This window comes from Mycoplana azooxidifex (assembly GCF_014196765.1).
Taxonomy (GTDB): domain Bacteria; phylum Pseudomonadota; class Alphaproteobacteria; order Rhizobiales; family Rhizobiaceae; genus Mycoplana; species Mycoplana azooxidifex.
Genome location: NZ_JACIEE010000011.1, coordinates 136,945 through 156,790 on the forward strand (window position 1 = coordinate 136,945; position 19,846 = coordinate 156,790).

A 19,846-nucleotide genomic window follows, 5' to 3' on the forward strand; every position below is an offset into this window, starting at 1 on the left:
TCTCCCGCTCCCTACGGTTTTGTCTTCTTGAAGAACGCGAACGCCCGGAAGAACCGGTCGAGGTTATCCATGCTGTAAGCGGCATAGTCGAAATCGATGGTCGAATGCAGCTCCGACACCATGCTCCACAGCGTCTCGCGCAGCAGCGAGGCGCACTTCATCGCCTGGTAGCGCACCCAGAGATCGTCGGTGAGCGGCTGCTCGAAATAGGTCTCCAGCAGCCACTTCTCCTGCCCTTCGGTCAGGTCGTTGTTGGAGGCGAGGCCGCCCAGGTCGAACAGCGGCGTGTTGTAGCCGGCGTAGTCCCAGTCGATCAGCCAGAGCCTCTCGCCGTCGTCGAGGAAGTTTGACGCAAGCAGGTCGTTGTGGCCGAAGACGATATCATAGGGCCCGGCGCTCGCCTCCAGCAGACGTGACATCGCCAGCAGTTCCTCAAGCCTCGCGGCATGTGGGCTTCCGGCGCCGGCGAGTGTGGCGGCATAGTCCTCGATGATGTGGAAGGCCCAGAAGATCATCGCCGGCCCGCGATAGTACCGCCCGGTCTCGCGGTGGCAGCGCCGCACGAGCCGCACGATCCGCTCCAGATAGGCCTCCGAGCGGACATCTTCGGGATCGAGCGTCCTGGCGGCGACATAGTCGAGCACGAGGACGCCGGGCTGATGGTGGATGACCGCCGGAGAAACGCCCGCCGCATGCGCCGCCCGGCTGGCAGAAACCTCGTTCTGCCGGCTGATCTGGTGGACGGGGACGTCGTCGCCGAGCCGCACGACATAGGCGCGGCTGCCGTCGACGACCTTGTAGTTCGTGTTGGTGATGCCGCCCTTGAGAACGGCAATTTCCGGCTGCCCGTTCCACAAAGGCAGCGAACGGATCGTCTCCTGCGCGGCTGGGTCCATCTGCCATCGTTCCCCGGCGCCCCTTCGGTACGCCTGTCTTTTCCGCAGACGTTCCCGCACTCACGGAAAACTGTCAAGAAATTTCCACAAAAACGAACACCGTCATGGCTTTTTGTCGTAAAATATGATCCAAGATTGCCAATGTCGCGTGGATTCTTTGGGCTTTCTGCCCGAAATGCCAGACTGCCAGCGACATCCACATTTATCATGGTTCACTGGATCCGCGGAGGCATGGTCTCCGGCGAGATGCCGGGACAAGGAAAAGCATGGACACGACGACCGCCACCCCGACCCTTTCCAATCATCGCGAGCGCGAGATCCTGGACGAACTGCGCCTTGCCGGCGGTTCCAGCCGCATCCAGTTCCTGGCCGACCGCCTGGGCGTGTCCGAAGAAACCATCCGCCGGAATATCCGCACGCTCGAGGCAAACGGCCTCGTGACCAAGGTGCATGGCGGCGTGCACGTCACCGACAGCGCGACCGAACAGCCGCTGCACTTCCGCATGAACGTGAACCCCGAGCCCAAGCGCCTGATCGCGGCGAAGGTCGCGACGATGGTCAAGAACGGCGACAGCCTGTTTCTCGACATCGGTTCGACGACCGCCTTCATCGCCGTCGCCCTGCAGAAGCACCACGATCTCTTCATCGTGACCAATTCTCTATCGGTCGCCCATACGCTCGCCACCCGAAACAACAACCGGGTCTATTTCGCCGGCGGCGAATTGCGCGCCCACGATGCGGGCACCTTCGGCGTCGAGGCGCTGGGCTATATCGAGCGCTTCAACCTGCAGCACGCCATCCTGTCGGTCACCGCGATCAACGCCCGCTCCGGCTTCATGCTGCAGGACATGCAGGAGGCCGACGTCTCCCGCATCGCCGCACGCCAGGCGCAGAACCGGATCATCGTCGCCGATGCGCAGAAGTTCGGCCGTTCGGCCCCGATCACCATCGCGCCAGCGGATACCTATGACGTGCTGGTGACCGACGAGGAACCGCCGTCAGACATCCGCCGCATGCTCGACCAGAACAACGTCAGGCTGGTCCTGGCGGGCAGCCGCGACGAGTGACCCTGCTGGGCCTCGCAACCGGATCGCGGCAGGGGACGACGGCAGAGACAAAAATGCCGTCGTCAGGGCGGGAGCCTTTCTGGCTCTCTCGGCGCTGAACGACGGCATTCCCGGAGCAGTCTTCTCGGACGCTTCTCTTCGGCGGTCCCCTCTGGACCTGCCATAGTGAAAGCAGGATTCGTGCCAAAGGCGATTTGAGCGGCATCCGGGCATGCAAACCAGGCTCTGACGCACAGATTGCACAAGACCACGCCCATTTTCACGGCATAGCTGCGCGCGCTGGTTTTTGCGTTGCACAAAAACGACGCATCGCAACGGAAGATTTACCAAAGCCGGAATGCGACTCCGTTCACCAATAGAGAACGGAGCGTTCTCCGTACGTCGTCTTCAAGTAAACGCCGACCGGGGCGATATTGAGCTCACCGCCGCTCTTGGAAAGAGCAGCCTTCCCTCAATGGCAGGAGCACCCCATGACCATGCAACTGACCGGCATCCATCACCTGACCGCGATCACCGCGAATGCGCCCGAAAACCTGCGCTTCTATACGCAGACGCTCGGCCTGCGCCTGGTGAAGAAGACCGTCAACCAGGACGACACCAGCGCCTACCATCTCTTCTATGCCGACGGTCTGGCATCGCCGGGCACCGACCTGACCTTCTTCGATTGGCCGGTCGGGCGTGAACGCCGCGGTACCCACAGCATCAGCCGCACCGGCCTGCGCGTCGGCAGCACTGAGAGCCTGCGCTGGTGGAAGGCGCGGTTCGATGAATTGAAGGTGAAGTCCGGCGAGATCCGCGACGTCGCCGGCCGCCAGACGCTCGACTTCGAGGACCAGGAGGGCCAGCGCTTCCGCCTCACCGTCGACGACAGCGGCGCGCCCTCGCATCCCTGGGACCGGAGCCCGGTTCCCGCCGAGCACCAGATCAAGGGCCTCGGCCCGATCACGATCAGCGTGCCGGATATCCGCAACACCGAGACCGTGCTCGTACAGGTGATGAACATGACCGAGACCTCGACCTATCCCTCGCCGGACGGCACCGGCGACGTTCATGTCTTCTCCATGGGCGAAGGCGGGCCGGCGGCCGAACTGCACGTCGCCGTCGAACCGGACCTGCCGGCGGCCCACCAGGGCGCGGGCGCCGTCCATCACGTCGCCTTCCGCGTCCCCGACGTCGAGGCGCTGCATGCCTGGACCGAGCGGGTCCGCGGCTTCCGCGTGCCCTCCAGCGGCGAGGTCGAGCGCTACTACTTCCGCTCGCTCTATTTCCGTGAGCCGAACGGCGTGCTGTTCGAACTCGCCACCGACGGGCCGGGCTTCGCCGTCGACGAACCGCTGGAGACGCTCGGCGAAAGCCTCTCGCTGCCGCCCTTCTTGGAGCCGCGCCGCGAACAGATCGAGGCCCGCCTGAAGCCGCTCGTCATAGCCTAGATAAACCACGGCGATCGGCCGGCACCGAACATGGGAAAACCCCGGCAGGAACATTGCCTTCCTGCCGGGGTTTTCGTTTGATCGGCGGGCGACCACCCGTTTGCAAGGAGAGAGAAGATGACCAAGCTCGTGGCGATCTCGGGCAGCCTGCGCAAGGCGTCCTACAACACCGCCCTGATGCGCGCCGCGATCGCGATGGCGCCGGACGGGGTGACGATCGTCGAAGGCACGATCCGCGGCATCCCGCTCTACGACGGCGACGAGGAGAAGGCCCACGGCATCCCGGCCGCCGCGGCGACACTGAAGGAACTGGTGGCGGAGGCGGACGGCGTCATGCTGTTCACGCCCGAATACAACAACGCCATCCCCGGCGTCTTCAAGAACGCGCTGGACTGGATGACACGGCCCTCGGCCGATATCCCCCGCATCTTTTCCGGCAAACCCTTCGCCATCACCGGCGCCTCGCCCGGCAATTTCGGGACACTTCTGTCCCAGGAAGCCTGGCTGCCGATCATGCGCACGCTCGGCACCCGCCCCTGGTTCGGAACGAAACTGATGGTATCCAAGGCCGGGTCGGTCTTCGACGAGCACGGAAAGATCGTGGACGAGGCGACCGAAAAACGCCTTCGCACCTTCGTCGAGGGCTTTGCTTCCTTCGTGCAGGAGAGCCGGAAATAAGCCAGCGGCCCGGGCCGCCGGTCGGCCGCCTGCCCAGGCCTCGCCGGGCACCCTCCCCCTCAGACGGAAACACCCTCTTCCCGGCAAGGAAAGAGGGTGTCGCCATTCGCATGCCTGCTGGAGGCGTGGGCTACTTCACCACCTTCTCCATGAACGCCCGCGCCAGATCGACGTCGGGCAGGCCGATGTCGTGCCCCGCGGGCAGGGTGCGGTTCTCGACGTTGGCGCCGGCGCCCGACAGGCGCTTCTCAATCTCCGCGGCGTGGGGACCGTAGGGATCGGACTGCCCCGTCACCATCAGCACGTTCGTTCCCGTCAGATCCACCTCCTGCGGGGCTTCCAGCGCGTTCATGCCGCGCAGCAGCACCGCGTTGCGGATCACGCCGGGATGAAGCTGCATGGTCGCCCCGAGCATGTTGGCGCCGTTGGAATAGCCGAGGAATACGGTGCGGGCCGGATCCAGCCCGTAGGCCGCATTCGCCTCGGTGATGAAGGCGACAAGCGCCTCGGCCTCGGAGACGATCTCCGCCTGGTCGAACGTCGTCATGGTCAGCCGCCGGAAGAACCGCGGGTAGCCCTCGTCGTTGCTGCGCCCGCGCAGGCTGACGAGCGTCGAATTCGGGGCGACCCGCGCGCCGAAGGGAAGGAGCGTGGTCTCGTTGCCGCCGGTGCCGTGCAGCAGCACCAGCGCGCTGCCGTCGGCATTGTCGGGGCGATGGACGCGATGGATGAAAGGCAGGTCTCGTTCGGTCATTCTTTCTTCTCCTGGAAGGGAAAACTGGGGCAGCCGGGCCCGGACGTCGGCCGGATCGGCTTGAAGATGCGCGGGCACGAACAGCCTGGTGCCGAGTGTTTCCGGCGGTTCGTCGATGAGCATGCCCGGTCCGTCCGAGGCATATTCGATCAGCGTCCCGCCGGGTTCGCGCACATAGAGCGAATAGAAGTAGGTGCGGTCATGCATGTTGATGTCGCCGGCGCCTTCGGCCTGCAGCACCGCCCCGGCACGCTCGACGGCGGCCCGGTCGACCGCCCGAAAGGCGATGTGGTCGATCGTGCCGGTGCCCGGCGCCGAGGTCCAGAAGCCGGAAGCGTCGCGAATGTCGATGATGTCGGCGGCGTCGCCCGCCAGCCGCCGGATGCCATTGGCCACCGCGATCGGCCGGAAACCGAAGTGGCGGGCGAGGAACGCCGCCGTATCCTCCGGCTTTTCGCTGAAGATCGTGGCGCCCCGGATGCGCAGGACCGCGTCTGCCGCCGCAATGCCGGACGCTGGCCAGGGATCGGCCGGCTGAACGCCCGTCTCGCCGACGAGCTTGACGATGGTGCCGTCCGGATCCTTCAGCCGCAGCACCGGCTCGCCGAACTCCTGCGCCGGACCGGTCGTCTGGATATTGTGGGTCAGCGCCCGCGTCAGCCAGAAGCCGATCGATTCGGGAGCGATGGAAAGCGCGATCTCCGCCGCCTGCCCGGTGCCGACGCGACCGGGCGAGCCGTCCTCCCAGGAAAGGAACGTCAGCAACGTGCCGGGCACGCCGGTGGCGCCGCCATAGATAAGATGCAACTGGTCCGCATCCTCGAATCCGGCCGTCCGCTTGACGAGCCGCAGCCCGAGGAAGCCGACATAGAAGTCGACGTTCGCCTGGATCTTTCGCGTGATCGCAGTGATGTGATGTATGCCGCTGGTCATGGCCGTTCTCCGTTCAGCCATAGACAAACAGGTTTCACGCCGACGCAATAGCCCGGTGCCGGTGACAGCACCGTTCACTATTTGAGAACGAAAACCGTCTCCTCGTCACTTCTTCTCGAGCCATGCCTTGAAGGCCTGGCCGAAATCCGGATGCCAGCGCGACAGCGGCGGCCGGTTCTCGACGATGTCGCCGGCGGCCCAGAGGATGCGTTTCTCGTCTGTCTGCCGGGCCACGTCGTTGTCCGGGCAGAGGACGTAGAAATCGCCGCGGGCCAGGCTCTCCATCAGGAACTCGACCGTCTGCTCGGGCGTCCAGGCGCCTTCGGGCTTGTCCGCCCTGCCGCTCGACGTCATTCCGGAAAAGACGAAGCCGGGAATGAAGAGATGGGCGCTGACGTTGCAGTCCTCGCGGTTTCTCAGATCATGCTGCAGCGCCTCGGTAAAGACCTTCACGCCCGCCTTGGAGACGTTGTAGGCGGGGTCGCCGGGTGGGGTGGTGATCCCCTGCTTGGAGCCGGTATTGATGACGAGCGAGGCATCGCCGTGCTCCAGCATGCCGGGCACGAACACCTGGCAGCCGTTGATCACGCCCCAGAGATTGACCGCCAGCACCTTTTCCCAGTTCTCGCGCGGCCCCAGGATCGTGCTGCCGGGCTGGATGCCGGCATTGTTCATCAGGACGTGAACACGGCCGAAGCGCGCCCGCGCGGTCTCCTGCAGCCCCTCCACCGAGGCGGGATCGGAAACGTCCGTGGCCACGGCCAGCACGTCCTTCTCCCCGCCGGCAGCGCTGCGGGTGACGATGGCGGCAGCCGCATCGAGGCGCGGCCCTCCGAGGTCGGCAAGCACGACACGCATGCCGAGTTCCGCAAACAGTTTCGCCGCCGCCAGCCCGATGCCGGATGCGGCACCGGTGACGACGGCGACATTCGATGGTGTGAAGGCGGGATGTGGCATGGCAGATATCCGTCCGTCGGGTCTGTTGAAAGAGAACGCCACCCTATTCTGAACGGGCGGCGACCGATAGGACGGATGTAGGTGCGACGCTGGCGATGTCCACGCCAGGTCGCCGCTTTCATTTGGGATGTGTCAGGCGGCGGTGAGGTCGCCGGCGGCGCGGGGGCCGGCAGCGGCCGGGTCGCTCATCAGCTTGCGGATCGCGGCACGGACTTCGTCTGCGGAATTGAACCGCTTCGAATCCAGATCCCACACATGATACTTGACGGCGACGAACTTCAACCTGTCCTGATCCGGAACGACGACCCCGACGGCTTCCCCGCCGATTTCGATAACTTGCTTTTCCATAGTAACTCCTGCCATGCGCAAGCACAGCGAATATCTTTTTTGCGTATCGTCCGAAGTAGAGAACGTTACATTCGGCGGAGGGCCGAAAGTTTCATTCCGAATTTCGTTCCGCGACAGGAGAAAACATCACCAGCGGAAGCGGTGTTGGCATTGCGATGCATATTCACACTCCCTGGTTGGAGCACACGCCATGGTGGCGGTGCGGAGAGGTTGGACAGCTATTCATACATAGCCCCTCGGCTACGTTCGATGAGATAGGTGAAACAGCCCGCCTTGTCAACTCGACCCCCCATTTTTTGGGAAATTTTTGCGCCGAATTCGTATGACAATTCGTTTGACGGAAAAATGTTCGCACATGCAGCACAGATGCGAAATGAGCTTGCAATCCACAATTTTCGAGCATTCGCTCTTTTTCTGGGCGAAACCACCATCCGTACGTCGCAAAAAATTCACGCAAAAGACGTATTCGCCACAGTTTCAGATCGAACCTAAGGCGTATCGGTGACACTGAAACCGGGACCAAAACGCAACATAGGGCATGAATTACTCGCGATTCCGGATGAACAACGGACGAAAACCCATTGGCAAGGTTTTTAGCGTAGTTATGTTGTGCTCGATGATTCTGGGCGGAGTCGGCCATGGCGCCGCCCCGTTGAAAGTGCGTTAACCATAACACGTGGATGATGCGCGAATCGCCAATTGGACTCGAGATTATGAGCCGCGGTGTTGAGCGGTTCGGGGAAAAACATGAAGATTGTAAAATCCCTACTTCCACTGACGATGTTGCTGCTCAGCGGATGCGTCGTGGGGCCGGACTACCAGGCACCTGATACCGCTCTGCCGGGCAAGTTCTCGGAAGCCGCCGGAAAATCGGCTGGCGACACCACGCTGAACCCATGGTGGGAAAATTTCCGCGACAAGCGCCTCAACGAACTGGTCGCCCGCGGCATGAACGAAAACCTCGACGTTCTGCAATCGCTCGAGCGCATCTCGGAATCCCAGGCGAACGTGATCCTCGCCGGCGCAGGCGGCCTGCCGCAGATCAACGGCGGCGGCAACGCCACAATTTCGGGAGAGGACGGTTCGCTGGTCCAAAGGCAGGGCGGCTCGGTGCAGTCGACGAAGAACCTGGCCGGCAGCGTCGGCTCCTCGTGGCTGCTCGACTTCTTCGGGCAATACCGGCGCGCACGCGAATCCGCCAACGCTTCGCTCGATGCGGCTTACGACAACGTCAACGTCGCCCGGCTCGCCTACCTCAACGAGCTGACGACCACCTATATCAGCGCCCGCTTCTTCCAGGAGGCGCTGGCCCTGAACCGGCTGAACCTGCAGTCGCGCAGGGAAACGCTGAAGCTGACGCAGGACATCCGCGCCGCGGGCGCCGCCTCCAGCCTCGACGTCGTGCAGGCCGAGGGCCTCGTCAACCAAACGCTGGCGGAACTCCCGCCGCTGGAGACAGGCTTCTACCAGTCCGCCAACCGCGCAGCGACGCTGCTCGGCGTGCCGGCGGCGACCATCACGCCACTGCTCATCAAGGCCGGCCCGCAGCCGACGCCGCGCCACTCGACCCGCGTCGGCATCCCCGCCGACCTCATCCGCAACCGCCCGGACATCCGCTCGGCCGAACGGAACCTGGCCGCGGCGACCGCCCAGATCGGCGTGGCCGAATCCCAGCTCTATCCGAGCCTGACGCTCGACGGCACCATCGGCGCCGCGCGCACGATCAGTGCGATGACGGGCAACCTCACCTCGTGGTCGTTCGGCCCGACGCTGACCGTGCCGATCTTCAACGGCGGCGCCCTGCGCGCCCAGGTCGATATCGCCGACTCGGTCGCCAAGCAGCAGTATTTCGCCTGGAAGCAGACCGTGCTCAACGCGATCGAAGAGGTGGAGAACGCGCAGACCGGACTCATCCGCGACTATCAGACCGTTGCCGCAGTCCGCAGGCTCGTGGCCTCGAACGAGGAAGCCCTGTCTCTTGCGCGCGAAAGCTATCGCGGCGGCGCCAGCACGATCCTCGACGTCCTCGACGCCGAGCGCAACGTCGCAAACAGCCGCCTGACCCTGGCTGCGACCATTCGTTCGCTCGCCAACGACTACGTCGCGCTCAACGTCGCGGTCGGGGGCGGTTCGGCGATCGAAACGCCCGTGCCGACGCCGGCCCCCGGCCGCAAGGTCGCAGCCACGCAGTAAAGAGCGCCAGGCCACCAAACCCGAATGCCCCGGAACCCACGCGGTTACCGGGGCATTTTCGTTCTGGCGCACAGGCACGGTCGCAATGCCCCCGGCGGCCCGGCCTCAGGCATCCCTGCCGTCGAAGAAGGCCTCCAGTGCGTCGGCCGTGCCCTGGTAGTGCGCATGCAGGGCGGCAACCGCCCCTGCCCCGTCGCGCGCCAGCGCAAGCTCCACCAATTGCCTGTGCTCGGCTTCCGCGTCGCGCCGCATGCCCGACAGGCTGACCGACACCCGGCGATATCGGCCGGCATGGCCGAAGAGGCGCAGGCAGGTGTCGAGCAGGATCGGCGAGCCGCAGGCGGAGATCAGCGCCTGGTGGAACGCGGCATGTCGCTCGTCCCAGTCGTCGCGGATGACCGACGGCATGTCGTCACGGCCCTGCGGCACCCGTGCCAGCAGGTGATGCGCGGCAACGAGGCGCGCCTCCCATTGTCCGTCCCCCTTCTCGATCGAAAGCCGCAGCGCCTCGCCCTCGCAGAGCTTGCGGTTGGCGGTAATGTCCCGCAGTTCGGACAGAGACAGCGGCGCGACGCTGAAGCCGCGGTGATCGTCCAGCACCGTGAACCCCTCAGCCGTCAGCCGCGCCAGCGCCTCGCGCACCGGCGTCACGCTCATGGCGCAAAGCGCTTGCAGGTCGGCAAAGCGCAGCCTGTCGCCTGGGCGCAGACGACCGTCCTGGATCGCCCCGCGGATGCGCTCGTAGGCACCGCCGGCAAGGGTCTTTCCCGTCGGCCTGTCTGCGGCCATCGCCGTCATCCTCTATATTTTGCCAAATGGCATGGATTTTCGAAAATCGTTGACACCTTGTAAAACTCATGGAAGTTGGAGCGCAACAGAAATTCGAACCGCGCGCCCTTCGTAGGTGCGCCGCATCCCAGGGAGGTTATCGCATGAAACTTGTTCGCTACGGAAAGCCGGGGGCGGAGAAGCCGGGTCTTCTCGACGCCGAGGGCAAGGTTCGCGATCTCTCGGCCGTCGTCCCCGATATCGCCGGCGAGGTGCTGGGCCGCGAAAGCCTGAAGCGGTTGCGGTCGCTGGATCCGGCGAGCCTCCCGCTCGCCCCCACAGGCGAGCGCTTCGGCGCCTGCGTCGGCCGCGTCGGCAACTTCATCGCCGTCGGCCTGAACTATGCCGACCACGCCGCCGAAAGCGGCATGGCGGTCCCGCCCGAGCCCGTGCTGTTCAACAAGGCCCCCTCCTGCGTCGTCGGTCCCGACGACACGATCCTCATTCCCCGCGGCTCGGAGAAGACGGACTGGGAGGTCGAGCTCGCCATCGTCATCGGCGAGCGCGCGTCCTACGTCTCGGAGGCCGAAGCCCTCGACTACGTTGCCGGCTACTGCATCTGCAACGACATCTCCGAACGCGCCTACCAGATCGAGCGCAGCGGCCAGTGGATGAAGGGCAAGGGCTGCCCGACCTTCGGCCCGATCGGCCCCTGGCTCGTCACCACCGACGAGGTCGACACCGCCGACCTCTCCATGAAGCTCAGCGTCAACGGCGAGACGGTGCAGGACGGCTCCACGGCCACGATGGTCTACAAGGTGCCCTTCCTCGTCCACTACATCTCCCAGTTCATGATCCTCGAACCGGGCGACGTGATCACGACCGGCACGCCCCCGGGCGTCGGCATGGGTATGAAGCCGCCACGCTACCTGAAGGCCGGCGACCGCATGGAAGTCACCATCGCGGGCCTCGGCCTCCAGCGCCAGACGGTCGCCCAGGGCTGATACGCAGCGCTGGCGCCCCGCGCGTCGCATCGCCCGGAATCAGCAAGATCGAAAGCCGCGCCCGGTTCATCCCGGCCGCGGCTTCTTTCATCCGGCGAGCGCGAATCTCTCGGCTCGCAGGCGCGCATCGCCGGAAAACGCATCTTCAGGTCGCACGCCATGGAACCGACACCGGGGGGCGCGCATTGACGCGGTAACTCCCGCTGGAGGCCACAACGATGCATGACGGCTTCGTGGAACTATCCGCCCTCGCCAGCGTCATCCTGACATGCCTGCTGCTTCTGCCGGTATAGGAAGCAACGGTCGCATGACCCTGCCGCCCGCCCGTCCGTCCGGCCGCGACGGATTGTGCACAGGACACCGCCTCCGAAGCGTTCCGGTGAGCGACCTCGCGGCGGAAGCTACCCTGAGCCGTTGACATCTCGACCATGCTTTCGGCGGTCCGCCGTCGCTTTGCGCACGGCGAGCACTCCTCCCCTTTCGGTTCAAGCACCCCATACCGAGGTTGGGGTGTCCCAGCAAACCGGTACCGGCCGGCTATCCCAGCGTCCAATACGCATTTTCCCGGTCTCTGCCATAATCGTCGGCACAAGCAGCCACCAGCGATCGCAGCCATCCGGGGAGCCTCGGCGGCGGGATGTGCGCAATGGTTCGCCAGTCGCGTAAGAGACAAGCCGCGGGAGACAGGCCATGAGCCAGCAGGTCCGGGATAACCCCGCCGAGCATCGCTACGAAATGCCGATCGCCGACGGCGCTATTGCGGCTGCCTACTACCGGCTCGACGACGGCGTGGTCGTCCTCATCCATACGGAGGTTCCGTTCGAACTATCCGGCAACGGCATCGGGACGAGGCTGGCGCTCGGCGTGTTCGAGGCGATCCGGCAGAGCGGCCGCAGGGCCAGCGTGCGATGCGCGTTCATGGCGAACTTCGTCGCCAGGCATCCCGAGCAGCGCGACGTGCTGGCCGACTGACCACGGCGCCGGGACGGCGGTCGGCATGTACACCGCCTGGTCATACCGGGTCTTCCGGGCAAAGGTCCGGGAGGGCGTCGGGTATCATCGAGCATCGAGGTGGACAACCGGCTTGAAAAGCGAGGCCCCCATGAACAACGAATACAATCTTCAACGCTTCGTCGAGGCGCAGAACGCGGTCTACGACGATGCGATCGCCATTCTCCGGCGCGGCATGATGTGCAGTCCTTACATGGATTTCATCTTCCCGAGGCTGCGGACGTCGACGGCGGATCCGGCAACGGAACGTTTCGCCGTCGGTTCGATCGACGAGGCCAGCGCCTATCTGGCACTGCCGGTTCTGGGCGGGCGCTACCGGGAATGCCTGAGGGCGCTCCAACACCTGCCGGGGCTCAGCGCAAATACGGTGTTCGGCGATATCGACGCCAGGAAGTTGCACGCCTCGATGACCCTCTTCTGCGAAGCCGGCGACGAGTTCCTGCTGGAAACAGTGCTTGAAGCCTGGTTCGACAGCCTGCTCGAGCCGGATACGATGAAAGGTCTCGGCAGGACCTATTAAAGACGGCACCTGCCGGAAGCGCTTCGTACCGGCACTATGAGACCCGTTTCACACCGGGTGGCTGCCAGCTGCCTTCGCCGGCCGGCAGGATTGAAGGCGCTTCGCTCTTGGGCCAATACAAGCGCATGACCAGATAGATCGTGTCATTGGGCGCAGGCAGCCAATTGGCTTCCTTGTCCGCGCCGGGGCTGTCTTTTTGAATGTACAGCGTCAGCGAGCCGTCCTCGTCCTTTTTCATACCCGACAACATCGGCGAGTTGATGAGGTAGCGATTGATCGGGTTCTTGACCAGGAACTGGCTCTTGCCGTCATACATCGTAACGGACCAGAACGCATTCACTGGCGGCAACTGGCCGGGTGCGAAGGTGATCGTGTACTTGTGCTTGCTGCCGTCGAGCGGCTCACCGGTCGCGTCCGTTCGGGTATACGGGTACATGGCTTCCACGGCATCGTTGCCATAGAGACCGCCCTTGGCAGCTCCGGCCCGCATCAACCAATCGCCGTTGTAGAAGGCCTCGTCTCCAAAGAACGAGCCGATGTTCCAGCCGTTGATATCCTTGTTTCCTCCGGCCAGCCATTTGTCGACCTTGTCGTCACCCTGCTTCATCGCCAGCAGGATTTCGGCCTTGTGTTCGAGCGACAGATCCTTGAATTCGAAGGTCTTGCCGGGGCCGATGCCGATCTTCGCAAGTTTCGCGCGAACCGCCTTGTCCCTTGCCGTCTCGGGGACGAATTGCAGGGCCGCGTCGAGATACTGGAAGAAGTTATCCTTGATCCCGGCCGTGGTGGCAGGAAGGAAGTCGATCTTGGGCGCGGCGCGCCGGGCGGGTTGTCCAAGAAAACCAGATAGCGGCTGTGCCTTGTAGCCGGCCTGAATTTTCTCGACGTTCGGCATGTCGTCGGGGTGGAAGAGCTGGGTACGGAAAGCCGCGAACGTGAACGGCGTCGTCGATCGGAAGACCTGCTTGATTCCGGGAGGCGTTTCCCCTTTCCAGTCGGGACCGACCACCAGATAGTCGCCCGGCTCAGTCCCCGTGGCGCGCGTGCCGATGTAGCCGAAATTGTAGGTGTTGCCGTCAATCAGCTGGACCGAGTAGTAGCGGTCCTTTTCGACCGTCGGCACCGAGATGACCATCGGTTCGGCGCGCAAATCCAGCCAGAGAATCGAGTATGGAGTGTCACTGTTCGGCGTGATGATTGCCGTGTCCGCCGGGGTGGCGACATGGTGCATGTTGTAAATTTCGTTGAACGGTGCCTTGAACTGCCCGGAGTTTTTGTCGACGGCATACTCCTGCATCACCGCATAGTTCATCACCAGCGGCAGGCCATAAATGAAGCCTTCTTCGGCGATGTCCTTGGCTTCTAACAGGCTAGGCCATTCGGCCTTGCTTTGTGCCACCACCGGGGTGGATTTCGCCGTCGTAGCGGCGAGTACGGCTATCGCAGCCGAGTGAAGAAGTTCGCGTTTCGTAAGCATGCAACGTCCCCCCGCTTCGCGGCTTGCGGTCAAGCTCGCATAGGTAGCAGGTTACGCGTCGCTGCGATGGTTGACAATGTGATACTCCGCTAAATTCTATTCGACTAACATATGTGCGCTGAGCAGCCTATCGCGCGGTTTCGCTGCACCGCTGTGGTGACTGGACAGTCTTTACCAGAGCCGGGCGCCCACGCAGCGCGATATCATCGACTGCGGCGCCCATTCGTCGAAAGGGGCGTTCGGAAGGTTACGCGGCGCGCCGGCGGCAGCGCGCCACGACAGGGTTCAGTCCTCGAACGGCGTGGTCAGCTCGGTCTCGGTGGTATCGACGACGAAGACGGCAAGCAGGCGCGCACGCTCCGTCTTGCTGGCATTCTCGCTGACGCCGTGCCGGTCGCCGGGATATTCCGAGAAGTTCTCGCCGGCGCGATAGGTGATGATAGGTCCGCCATTGACCTGGCTGCGGATGGCACCCTCGAGCACGGTGGCATAGATGAAGGCCGAGTTGGCATGGGTATGGCCGGATGACGTGCCGCCCGGCGCGTATTCGACGAGCACGCCCTTCATGCTCTTGCCGGGCACATTGGGGAGCGGGTGGTCGTAGACGACGGTGACCTTGTCGCCGTGGACCTCCCCGGCGGAGGCTTCGATTGTCGAAACGCCGGCGAGCGCGAGCGCGAAGAAAAGCACTTTGATCATCTGTTTCACCTTCTGGGTTGGTTGTTCGGTGCCGGCTCTCTCATCCCTTGATGAAAGAAAGAAGGTCGGCATTGACCTGGTCGCGATGGGTGGTGGTGAGGCCGTGCGGCGCGGCCGGGTAGTAGAGTTCCCTGGCGTTGGGGATCAGCTTGACGGCCTTCCGGGCCGAATCGTCGATCGGCACGATCTGGTCGTCTTCGCCGTGCATCAGCAGCGTCGGCACGTCGAACTTCCTGAGATCTTCGGTGAAATCGGTCTCCGAAAAGGCCTTGATGCATTCGAAGGCGTTGAGCAGGCCCGCCTGCATGCTCCACAGCCAGAACTGGTCGAGCGTGGCCTGCGAGACCGTGTTGCCCGGCCGGTTGGCGCCGTAGAAGGCCTTGGCGAAGTCCTGGTAGAACGCCGGGCGATCGGCCACCAGGCTGGTGCGCAGGCCGTCGAAGACATCGATCGGCAGCCCCTCGGGATTGTTGTCCGTCTTCAGCATGATCGGCGGCACGGCGCCGATCAGCACGGCCTTTGCAACGCGGCCGGTGCCGTGACGGCCGATGTAGCGGGCGACTTCGCCGCCGCCGGTGGAGTGGCCGACCATCGTGATGTCGTTCAGGTCGAGGGCTTCGATCAGCGCTGCGAGGTCGTCGGCATAGCCGTCCATGTCGTTGCCGGTCGCAGGCTGGCTGGACCTGCCGTGGCCGCGGCGGTCATGGGCGATGACCCGGTAGCCGTTCTGCGCGAGAAACAGCAACTGGCCGTCCCAGGCGTCGGAATTCAGCGGCCAGCCGTGCGAGAAGGTCACGACGGGCCCCTTTCCCCAGTCCTTGTAGTAGATCGTGGTGCCGTCCTTGGTGACGATGTTGCTCATGGTTCGGTTTCCTTCAGCGGTGGGAGGAGTGGCAAGTTGCCTGGCAGATGCCGCGCCCGGCACGCCGGCGGCAACCGAGGCGGAAAGGGTTCCGAGGAGGAAGTTGCGGCGCAGTGCGAAGAAGGACGTGGGGCCGGCCTTGCTGCCGACCGCATCGGGCGCAGGGCGATTGTCGGCAGTCGCCTGCTGCGGGGTGCGGGGCATCGAGGGATCCGGTGGAAGCGGCATTGATTTTCTCCTTCAGGCTGCGGGGTTGGCAGGCAAGGAAGGATGCCGCGAGGGGGCGCCGCAGCCTATTCGCCACAGGCATATGTCCTTTCATCCCGTGGGCTGGGTGAGACACATCGATCGCAAGGATATAGGCTCCGACCGCTCGGGCGAGCAGCCTGCCGGTGGACGGCGAGGCCGGAAAGGTAGTCGAAGGTGTGACGGGCATTGCACCACGGCGTCCGCCGCGTGGCGGCGCCCGCCACTGCCTCTCAGGCCGCGTGGAAGCAATTGTGGGCAGTCGCCCGGAAAGGCAACCACCCACAAGAAGGTCGTCCCGATTGGATCTGCCCGGCCGCCCGGCGGCTAGATCAGCCCTTCGTTGACCATGGCGGTGCGGACGGCGGGACGAGCCTTCATGCGCGCTCGCAATCCCGCAAGCGCGGTCGGCACGCCGATATCGAACCTCTCCGCCCAGAGCAGCATGACGAAGAGATAGAAATCCGCCACCGTCGGCTCGTCGCCGAACAGATAGTCCGTCTCCAGACCGTCGGTGAGGAAATCGAAATGCCCGGCAATGACGGCCTCTGCCCTTTCCTTGTCAGCCTTGCTGCCGGCATGCCACATCGGCTTGAAGCTTCTGTGCAGCTCGGTCGAGATATAGGCGAGCGCCTCCAGCACGCGCGTCCGGCCGAGCGGACCGCCGGCGCCTAGGTCGGGATATTTCGAAGACAACCAGTCGAGAATGGCGATGTTCTCGGTCAGCACCTCACCGTTGTCGAGCACGAGCACCGGCACGTAACCCTTCGTGGTGATGTCGCGCAGGTCGCCGCCTGAGGCCATGTGCTTGGTCCTGAGGTCGACGCGCTCCCGCTCGAAGGGTGCCCCGGCCTCGAGAAGGGCGATATGGTCGGCGAGACTGCACGCCAGGGGACTGTAATAGAGTTTCATGATCAGCTTCCTTTGGACGGCCCGGGAGCACGCGGCAGGCGGCAGCCCGCCGGGTCGGCTCGATGAATGAGGATTGCGCCGCATTGGCCACCGGCGCGGATCGCACCATGGGCGCCACCGGCGGCGGCGAAAACTATGCCGACTGCTGGGGTCTCTAGTCCCTGGGGACTAGCGGAGCCCGCCACACGGCAGCCGGGGCGACGCTGCCATTGCGCTTGCCCTTGATAACTCGGATAGATATAGTCCGCGTTAAGATACATTGATTGGCAGATACCGCATCCGAGGCCTATTCTGACTGGCAGGCCAGATAGGGATCGGTAACCGGGATCGTCAAATTTCAGCTCCCGGGTTTGTGCCGGACATCAGCGATCGGCTGGAGGCACAGTCCCGCGAGGCCCCGTAATATTCAGCAAGGCGCAGTCGGCAAGTGGCGTTCCGGCCCTTTCGGGCAACCTGGAATTTGGTCACGTCCCCGGATGAGGAGATTTGGCAATGACGCATGGAGCAACCGAAATTTCCACCGGGCTCGCGAATGGGGAGCCACGTCTATGAGCGCGACCACGCAGGACCCCGCAGAAGCACCGATCGTCCTCATCGTCGATGACGACGACGATGTCCGCTCGTCGCTGCGCGAGCTGATGTTGTCCGTCGGCATCGAGGTCAACAGTTTCGCTTCGCCGCGGGAACTCCTGGAATCCGACATTCCCGACCGCCCCGGATGCCTGGTGCTGGATGTGCGCATGCCCGGCTCGAGCGGCCTGGACCTGCAGCAGCAGCTTCTCTCAAAGGGCAATCCGAAGCCGATCGTCTTCCTCAGCGGCCATGGCGACATCCTCATGACGGTCCAGGCGATGAAGGCGGGCGCGGTCGACTTCCTCACCAAGCCGTTCAGGGACCAGACCCTGCTCGACGCGGTGATGGCCGGCATCGAGCGCGACAAGAGCCAGCGGCTGGAAGCGCGCACGGTCAGGCAATATCTCGAGCGACTGAAGACGCTCAGCCCCCGCGAACGGGAGGTGCTGCGCGAAGTTGCCCAGGGCCGGCTCAACAAGCAGATCGCCTTCGACCTCGGCATCAGCGAGATCACCGTCAAGCTCCACCGCAGCAATGTGATGAAGAAGATGCAGGTGAGTTCGATCGGCCAGCTGATCCGCGCGTGGGAGGCGCTGCCCGCAAATATCCGCGATCCGTCAGGCGACTAGGTTGAGCGATTGCCCTCCTGCTTGCGGCAAACGCCGAAGCGGCCCCCTCTTTCGAGCAGGCCGCCTCCAGGTCTTGCAGGGGGATTGCTCCGTCAGGAATGTCCCGACGGCAGGAAATCCCGAACTTTCATGCCAGGGTCATGCCGCCGTCGACATGCAGCTCGATGCCATTGACGAAACTGCCGGCATCGGAGGCGAGAAAGAGCGCCGCGCGCGCCAGCTCCTCCGGCTGCCCCATCCGGCCTGCCGGGATGAGGGAGGCCATCTGCTCCTCGAACGCCGGACGATCGGCGTCCGAAACGCCGAGCTTGCCGAGGATGGCAGTATCGACCGGTCCCGGGCTGAGGATGTTGACGCGGATGCGTCTCGGCTTGAATTCGATCGCCCAGTTCCTGGCGAATGCGGCGACGGCGGCCTTCGATCCGGCATAGACGGCATGGTCCGGCAAGACCTTGGTCGCCGCGAGCGAACTGGTGACGATGATGTTGCCGCCAGTGCGAATGAGCGGGGCGATCGTCTGGACGCCAAAGAACACGCCCCGCGTGTTGGTGGCGAAGTGCCGGTCGTACTCTTCAGGCGTAACGTTGTTCGAAGGCGTCAGGTTGATGATCCCGGCATTGGCCATGTAGACGTCCAGCCCGCCGAAGCGATCGCTGACCGCCTCGGCCAGCGCCCGGTGGTGCGCAAGGTCGGCGACGTCACCGACGATACCGACGGCGCCGTGGCCGATCTCGCTTACTGCCTGGTCGACGACGTCCTGCCGCCTGCCGGTGATGACCACCTGTGCGCCTTCCTTGGCGAACAGGACTGCCGCCGCCTTGCCGATGCCGCTGTTGCCGCCGGTGATGACGGCGACCTTGTGTTTCAACTGTTGCATTGCTTGTCTCCAGTTCGTTCGGGACAGAGATAAATGCAGGCCCTGCCTGCCGTTAGAGGGACGTCGGGCACATGAATTGTGCCCCGGAGGTGCAAATGCCAAATCTGCTGGGTGAGACATCGGGCCTGATGGCATTCGTTCGCACCGTGGAAGCCGGCTCGTTCAGTGCCGCCGCCCGCGATCTCGACACGACGCCCTCGGCAGTCTCCAAGAGCGTGTCCCGGCTGGAAAAGAAGATCGGCACCCGGCTCTTCCTGCGAACGACCCGGGCCTTGACCCTCACCCAGGACGGCCAGGCGTTCTTCGAACGCGTCGGGCCGCTGCTGCGCGAACTCGACTCGAGCGACGAGGCGATCGCCTCCAGGAGCGCACCCTCCGGCCGGCTGCGGGTCAGCATGCCCGTCGAGTTCGCCCCCATGCTGCTGCCGGGCTTGTTCACGCGCTTTGCCGCGACCTATCCGGACCTGCACCTCGACGTCGGCTTGACGGACAGGTTCGTGAACCTGGTGCGGGAGGACTACGATGTCGTGCTGCGCGCCGGCGAGCCGACGCAAGGCGATCTCATGGTGCGCCCGTTGGCCGATCTGCCGATGGTGGTCGTCGCATCGGAGCCTTTCGTGACGACCTGGGGCAGCCAGAGGGCCGCACAAGTGTCGGCGCAGGACCTCGCCCGCCTGCCCTTTGCCCGGTACGTGTCGAACGGTTTGATAGCGCCGGTGCGACTGGCCGACGGCACAAGCTTTGTCCCCTCCGGCCGCGTCGATTGCGATTCGGGATTTGCCATGATCCAGGCGGCGATGGCCGGACTGGGCGCGGCCTATCTCTTGCGGTGCCTGGTTGCCGTGGAACTGAAGACCGGTGCCCTTGTCGATCTCGCACCCCATCTTTCCCTTCCCAGGCTCCCCTTCAATGCCCTGCATGCCTTCGGGCGCACGGCACCGCTCCGGGTGAGACTGTTCTGCGATTTCGTGGCGAACGAGGCAAAGGTGCTCGCCGCGATGTGACGAACAGG

Annotated in this window: 19 protein-coding genes; 9 read left to right on the plus strand and 10 right to left on the minus strand. The window is 64.1% G+C overall.

The window, feature by feature from the left end:
• Positions 1-11 precede the first annotated feature (11 nt).
• A complete protein-coding gene (locus tag GGQ64_RS23225; protein WP_183807718.1) occupies positions 12-896 on the minus strand; it encodes a choline/ethanolamine kinase family protein in 885 nt (294 codons plus the stop codon).
• Between the two features lie 266 nt (positions 897-1,162).
• Here GGQ64_RS23225 and GGQ64_RS23230 point away from each other — a divergent pair, with 266 nt between their 5' ends.
• From GGQ64_RS23230 to GGQ64_RS23240, 3 genes are all read left to right on the plus strand, one after another.
• Positions 1,163-1,963, plus strand: coding sequence for a DeoR/GlpR family DNA-binding transcription regulator (locus GGQ64_RS23230; protein ID WP_183807719.1), 801 nt, complete (start codon positions 1,163-1,165; stop codon positions 1,961-1,963).
• A gap of 470 nt (positions 1,964-2,433) precedes the next feature.
• Positions 2,434-3,393: a ring-cleaving dioxygenase gene (locus GGQ64_RS23235; protein ID WP_183807720.1), complete on the plus strand. Its 960-nt coding sequence runs from the start codon at positions 2,434-2,436 to the stop codon at positions 3,391-3,393.
• Positions 3,394-3,510: 117 nt separating this feature from the next.
• Entirely contained in the window at positions 3,511-4,071 is a 561-nt protein-coding gene (locus GGQ64_RS23240; protein ID WP_183807721.1) for an NADPH-dependent FMN reductase, read from the plus strand.
• Between the two features lie 130 nt (positions 4,072-4,201).
• Here GGQ64_RS23240 and GGQ64_RS23245 read toward each other — a convergent pair whose 3' ends face one another.
• From GGQ64_RS23245 to GGQ64_RS23255, 3 genes are all read right to left on the minus strand, one after another.
• The gene (locus GGQ64_RS23245; protein ID WP_183807722.1) at positions 4,202-5,758 is read right to left on the minus strand and encodes a VOC family protein; all 1,557 of its coding nucleotides are present in this window, start codon (positions 5,756-5,758) and stop codon (positions 4,202-4,204) included.
• 105 nt (positions 5,759-5,863) lie between these two features.
• A complete protein-coding gene (locus GGQ64_RS23250) occupies positions 5,864-6,715 on the minus strand; it encodes an SDR family NAD(P)-dependent oxidoreductase (RefSeq protein ID WP_183807723.1) in 852 nt (283 codons plus the stop codon).
• Positions 6,716-6,847: 132 nt separating this feature from the next.
• A complete protein-coding gene (locus GGQ64_RS23255) occupies positions 6,848-7,063 on the minus strand; it encodes a hypothetical protein (RefSeq protein WP_183807724.1) in 216 nt (71 codons plus the stop codon).
• A gap of 747 nt (positions 7,064-7,810) precedes the next feature.
• On the opposite strand from GGQ64_RS23255, the gene GGQ64_RS23260 reads away from it, so the two are divergent.
• Positions 7,811-9,256 carry an efflux transporter outer membrane subunit gene (locus tag GGQ64_RS23260; RefSeq protein WP_183807725.1) on the plus strand — a complete coding sequence of 482 codons (1,446 nt, stop codon included), beginning with the start codon at positions 7,811-7,813 and terminating at the stop codon, positions 9,254-9,256.
• A gap of 105 nt (positions 9,257-9,361) precedes the next feature.
• Here the strand turns inward: GGQ64_RS23260 and GGQ64_RS23265 are convergent, their stop codons facing one another.
• Positions 9,362-10,045 (minus strand): GntR family transcriptional regulator, encoded by a 684-nt coding sequence (locus GGQ64_RS23265; RefSeq protein ID WP_183807726.1) that lies wholly within the window; start codon positions 10,043-10,045, stop codon positions 9,362-9,364.
• A 143-nt stretch (positions 10,046-10,188) separates the two neighbouring features.
• On the opposite strand from GGQ64_RS23265, the gene GGQ64_RS23270 reads away from it, so the two are divergent.
• The 3 genes from GGQ64_RS23270 (at position 10,189) to GGQ64_RS23280 (ending at position 12,559) form a co-directional block, all read left to right on the plus strand.
• Positions 10,189-11,028 carry a fumarylacetoacetate hydrolase family protein gene (locus tag GGQ64_RS23270; protein WP_183807727.1) on the plus strand — a complete coding sequence of 280 codons (840 nt, stop codon included), beginning with the start codon at positions 10,189-10,191 and terminating at the stop codon, positions 11,026-11,028.
• Positions 11,029-11,718: 690 nt separating this feature from the next.
• The gene (locus GGQ64_RS23275; RefSeq protein WP_183807728.1) at positions 11,719-12,000 is read left to right on the plus strand and encodes a GNAT family N-acetyltransferase; all 282 of its coding nucleotides are present in this window, start codon (positions 11,719-11,721) and stop codon (positions 11,998-12,000) included.
• Between the two features lie 130 nt (positions 12,001-12,130).
• A complete protein-coding gene (locus tag GGQ64_RS23280; RefSeq protein WP_183807729.1) occupies positions 12,131-12,559 on the plus strand; it encodes a DUF1810 domain-containing protein in 429 nt (142 codons plus the stop codon).
• Positions 12,560-12,593: 34 nt separating this feature from the next.
• Here GGQ64_RS23280 and GGQ64_RS23285 read toward each other — a convergent pair whose 3' ends face one another.
• From GGQ64_RS23285 to GGQ64_RS23300, 4 genes are all read right to left on the minus strand, one after another.
• Positions 12,594-14,036 carry a DUF1254 domain-containing protein gene (locus GGQ64_RS23285; protein WP_183807730.1) on the minus strand — a complete coding sequence of 481 codons (1,443 nt, stop codon included), beginning with the start codon at positions 14,034-14,036 and terminating at the stop codon, positions 12,594-12,596.
• 285 nt (positions 14,037-14,321) lie between these two features.
• Entirely contained in the window at positions 14,322-14,735 is a 414-nt protein-coding gene (locus GGQ64_RS23290) for a cupin domain-containing protein (RefSeq protein ID WP_183807731.1), read from the minus strand.
• Positions 14,736-14,775: 40 nt separating this feature from the next.
• Positions 14,776-15,801 carry an alpha/beta fold hydrolase gene (locus GGQ64_RS23295; protein ID WP_210300395.1) on the minus strand — a complete coding sequence of 342 codons (1,026 nt, stop codon included), beginning with the start codon at positions 15,799-15,801 and terminating at the stop codon, positions 14,776-14,778.
• Between the two features lie 369 nt (positions 15,802-16,170).
• The gene (locus tag GGQ64_RS23300) at positions 16,171-16,755 is read right to left on the minus strand and encodes a glutathione S-transferase C-terminal domain-containing protein (protein WP_183807732.1); all 585 of its coding nucleotides are present in this window, start codon (positions 16,753-16,755) and stop codon (positions 16,171-16,173) included.
• A gap of 548 nt (positions 16,756-17,303) precedes the next feature.
• On the opposite strand from GGQ64_RS23300, the gene GGQ64_RS23305 reads away from it, so the two are divergent.
• Complete coding sequence (locus tag GGQ64_RS23305) at positions 17,304-17,957, plus strand: response regulator transcription factor (RefSeq protein WP_183807733.1); 654 nt, start codon at positions 17,304-17,306, stop codon at positions 17,955-17,957.
• A 127-nt stretch (positions 17,958-18,084) separates the two neighbouring features.
• On the opposite strand, the gene GGQ64_RS23310 is transcribed toward GGQ64_RS23305, so the two are convergent.
• The gene (locus tag GGQ64_RS23310; RefSeq protein ID WP_183807734.1) at positions 18,085-18,834 is read right to left on the minus strand and encodes an SDR family NAD(P)-dependent oxidoreductase; all 750 of its coding nucleotides are present in this window, start codon (positions 18,832-18,834) and stop codon (positions 18,085-18,087) included.
• A 95-nt stretch (positions 18,835-18,929) separates the two neighbouring features.
• Between GGQ64_RS23310 and GGQ64_RS23315 the strand changes: the two genes are divergently transcribed.
• The gene (locus GGQ64_RS23315; RefSeq protein WP_183807735.1) at positions 18,930-19,838 is read left to right on the plus strand and encodes a LysR family transcriptional regulator; all 909 of its coding nucleotides are present in this window, start codon (positions 18,930-18,932) and stop codon (positions 19,836-19,838) included.
• Positions 19,839-19,846: the final 8 nt, after the last annotated feature.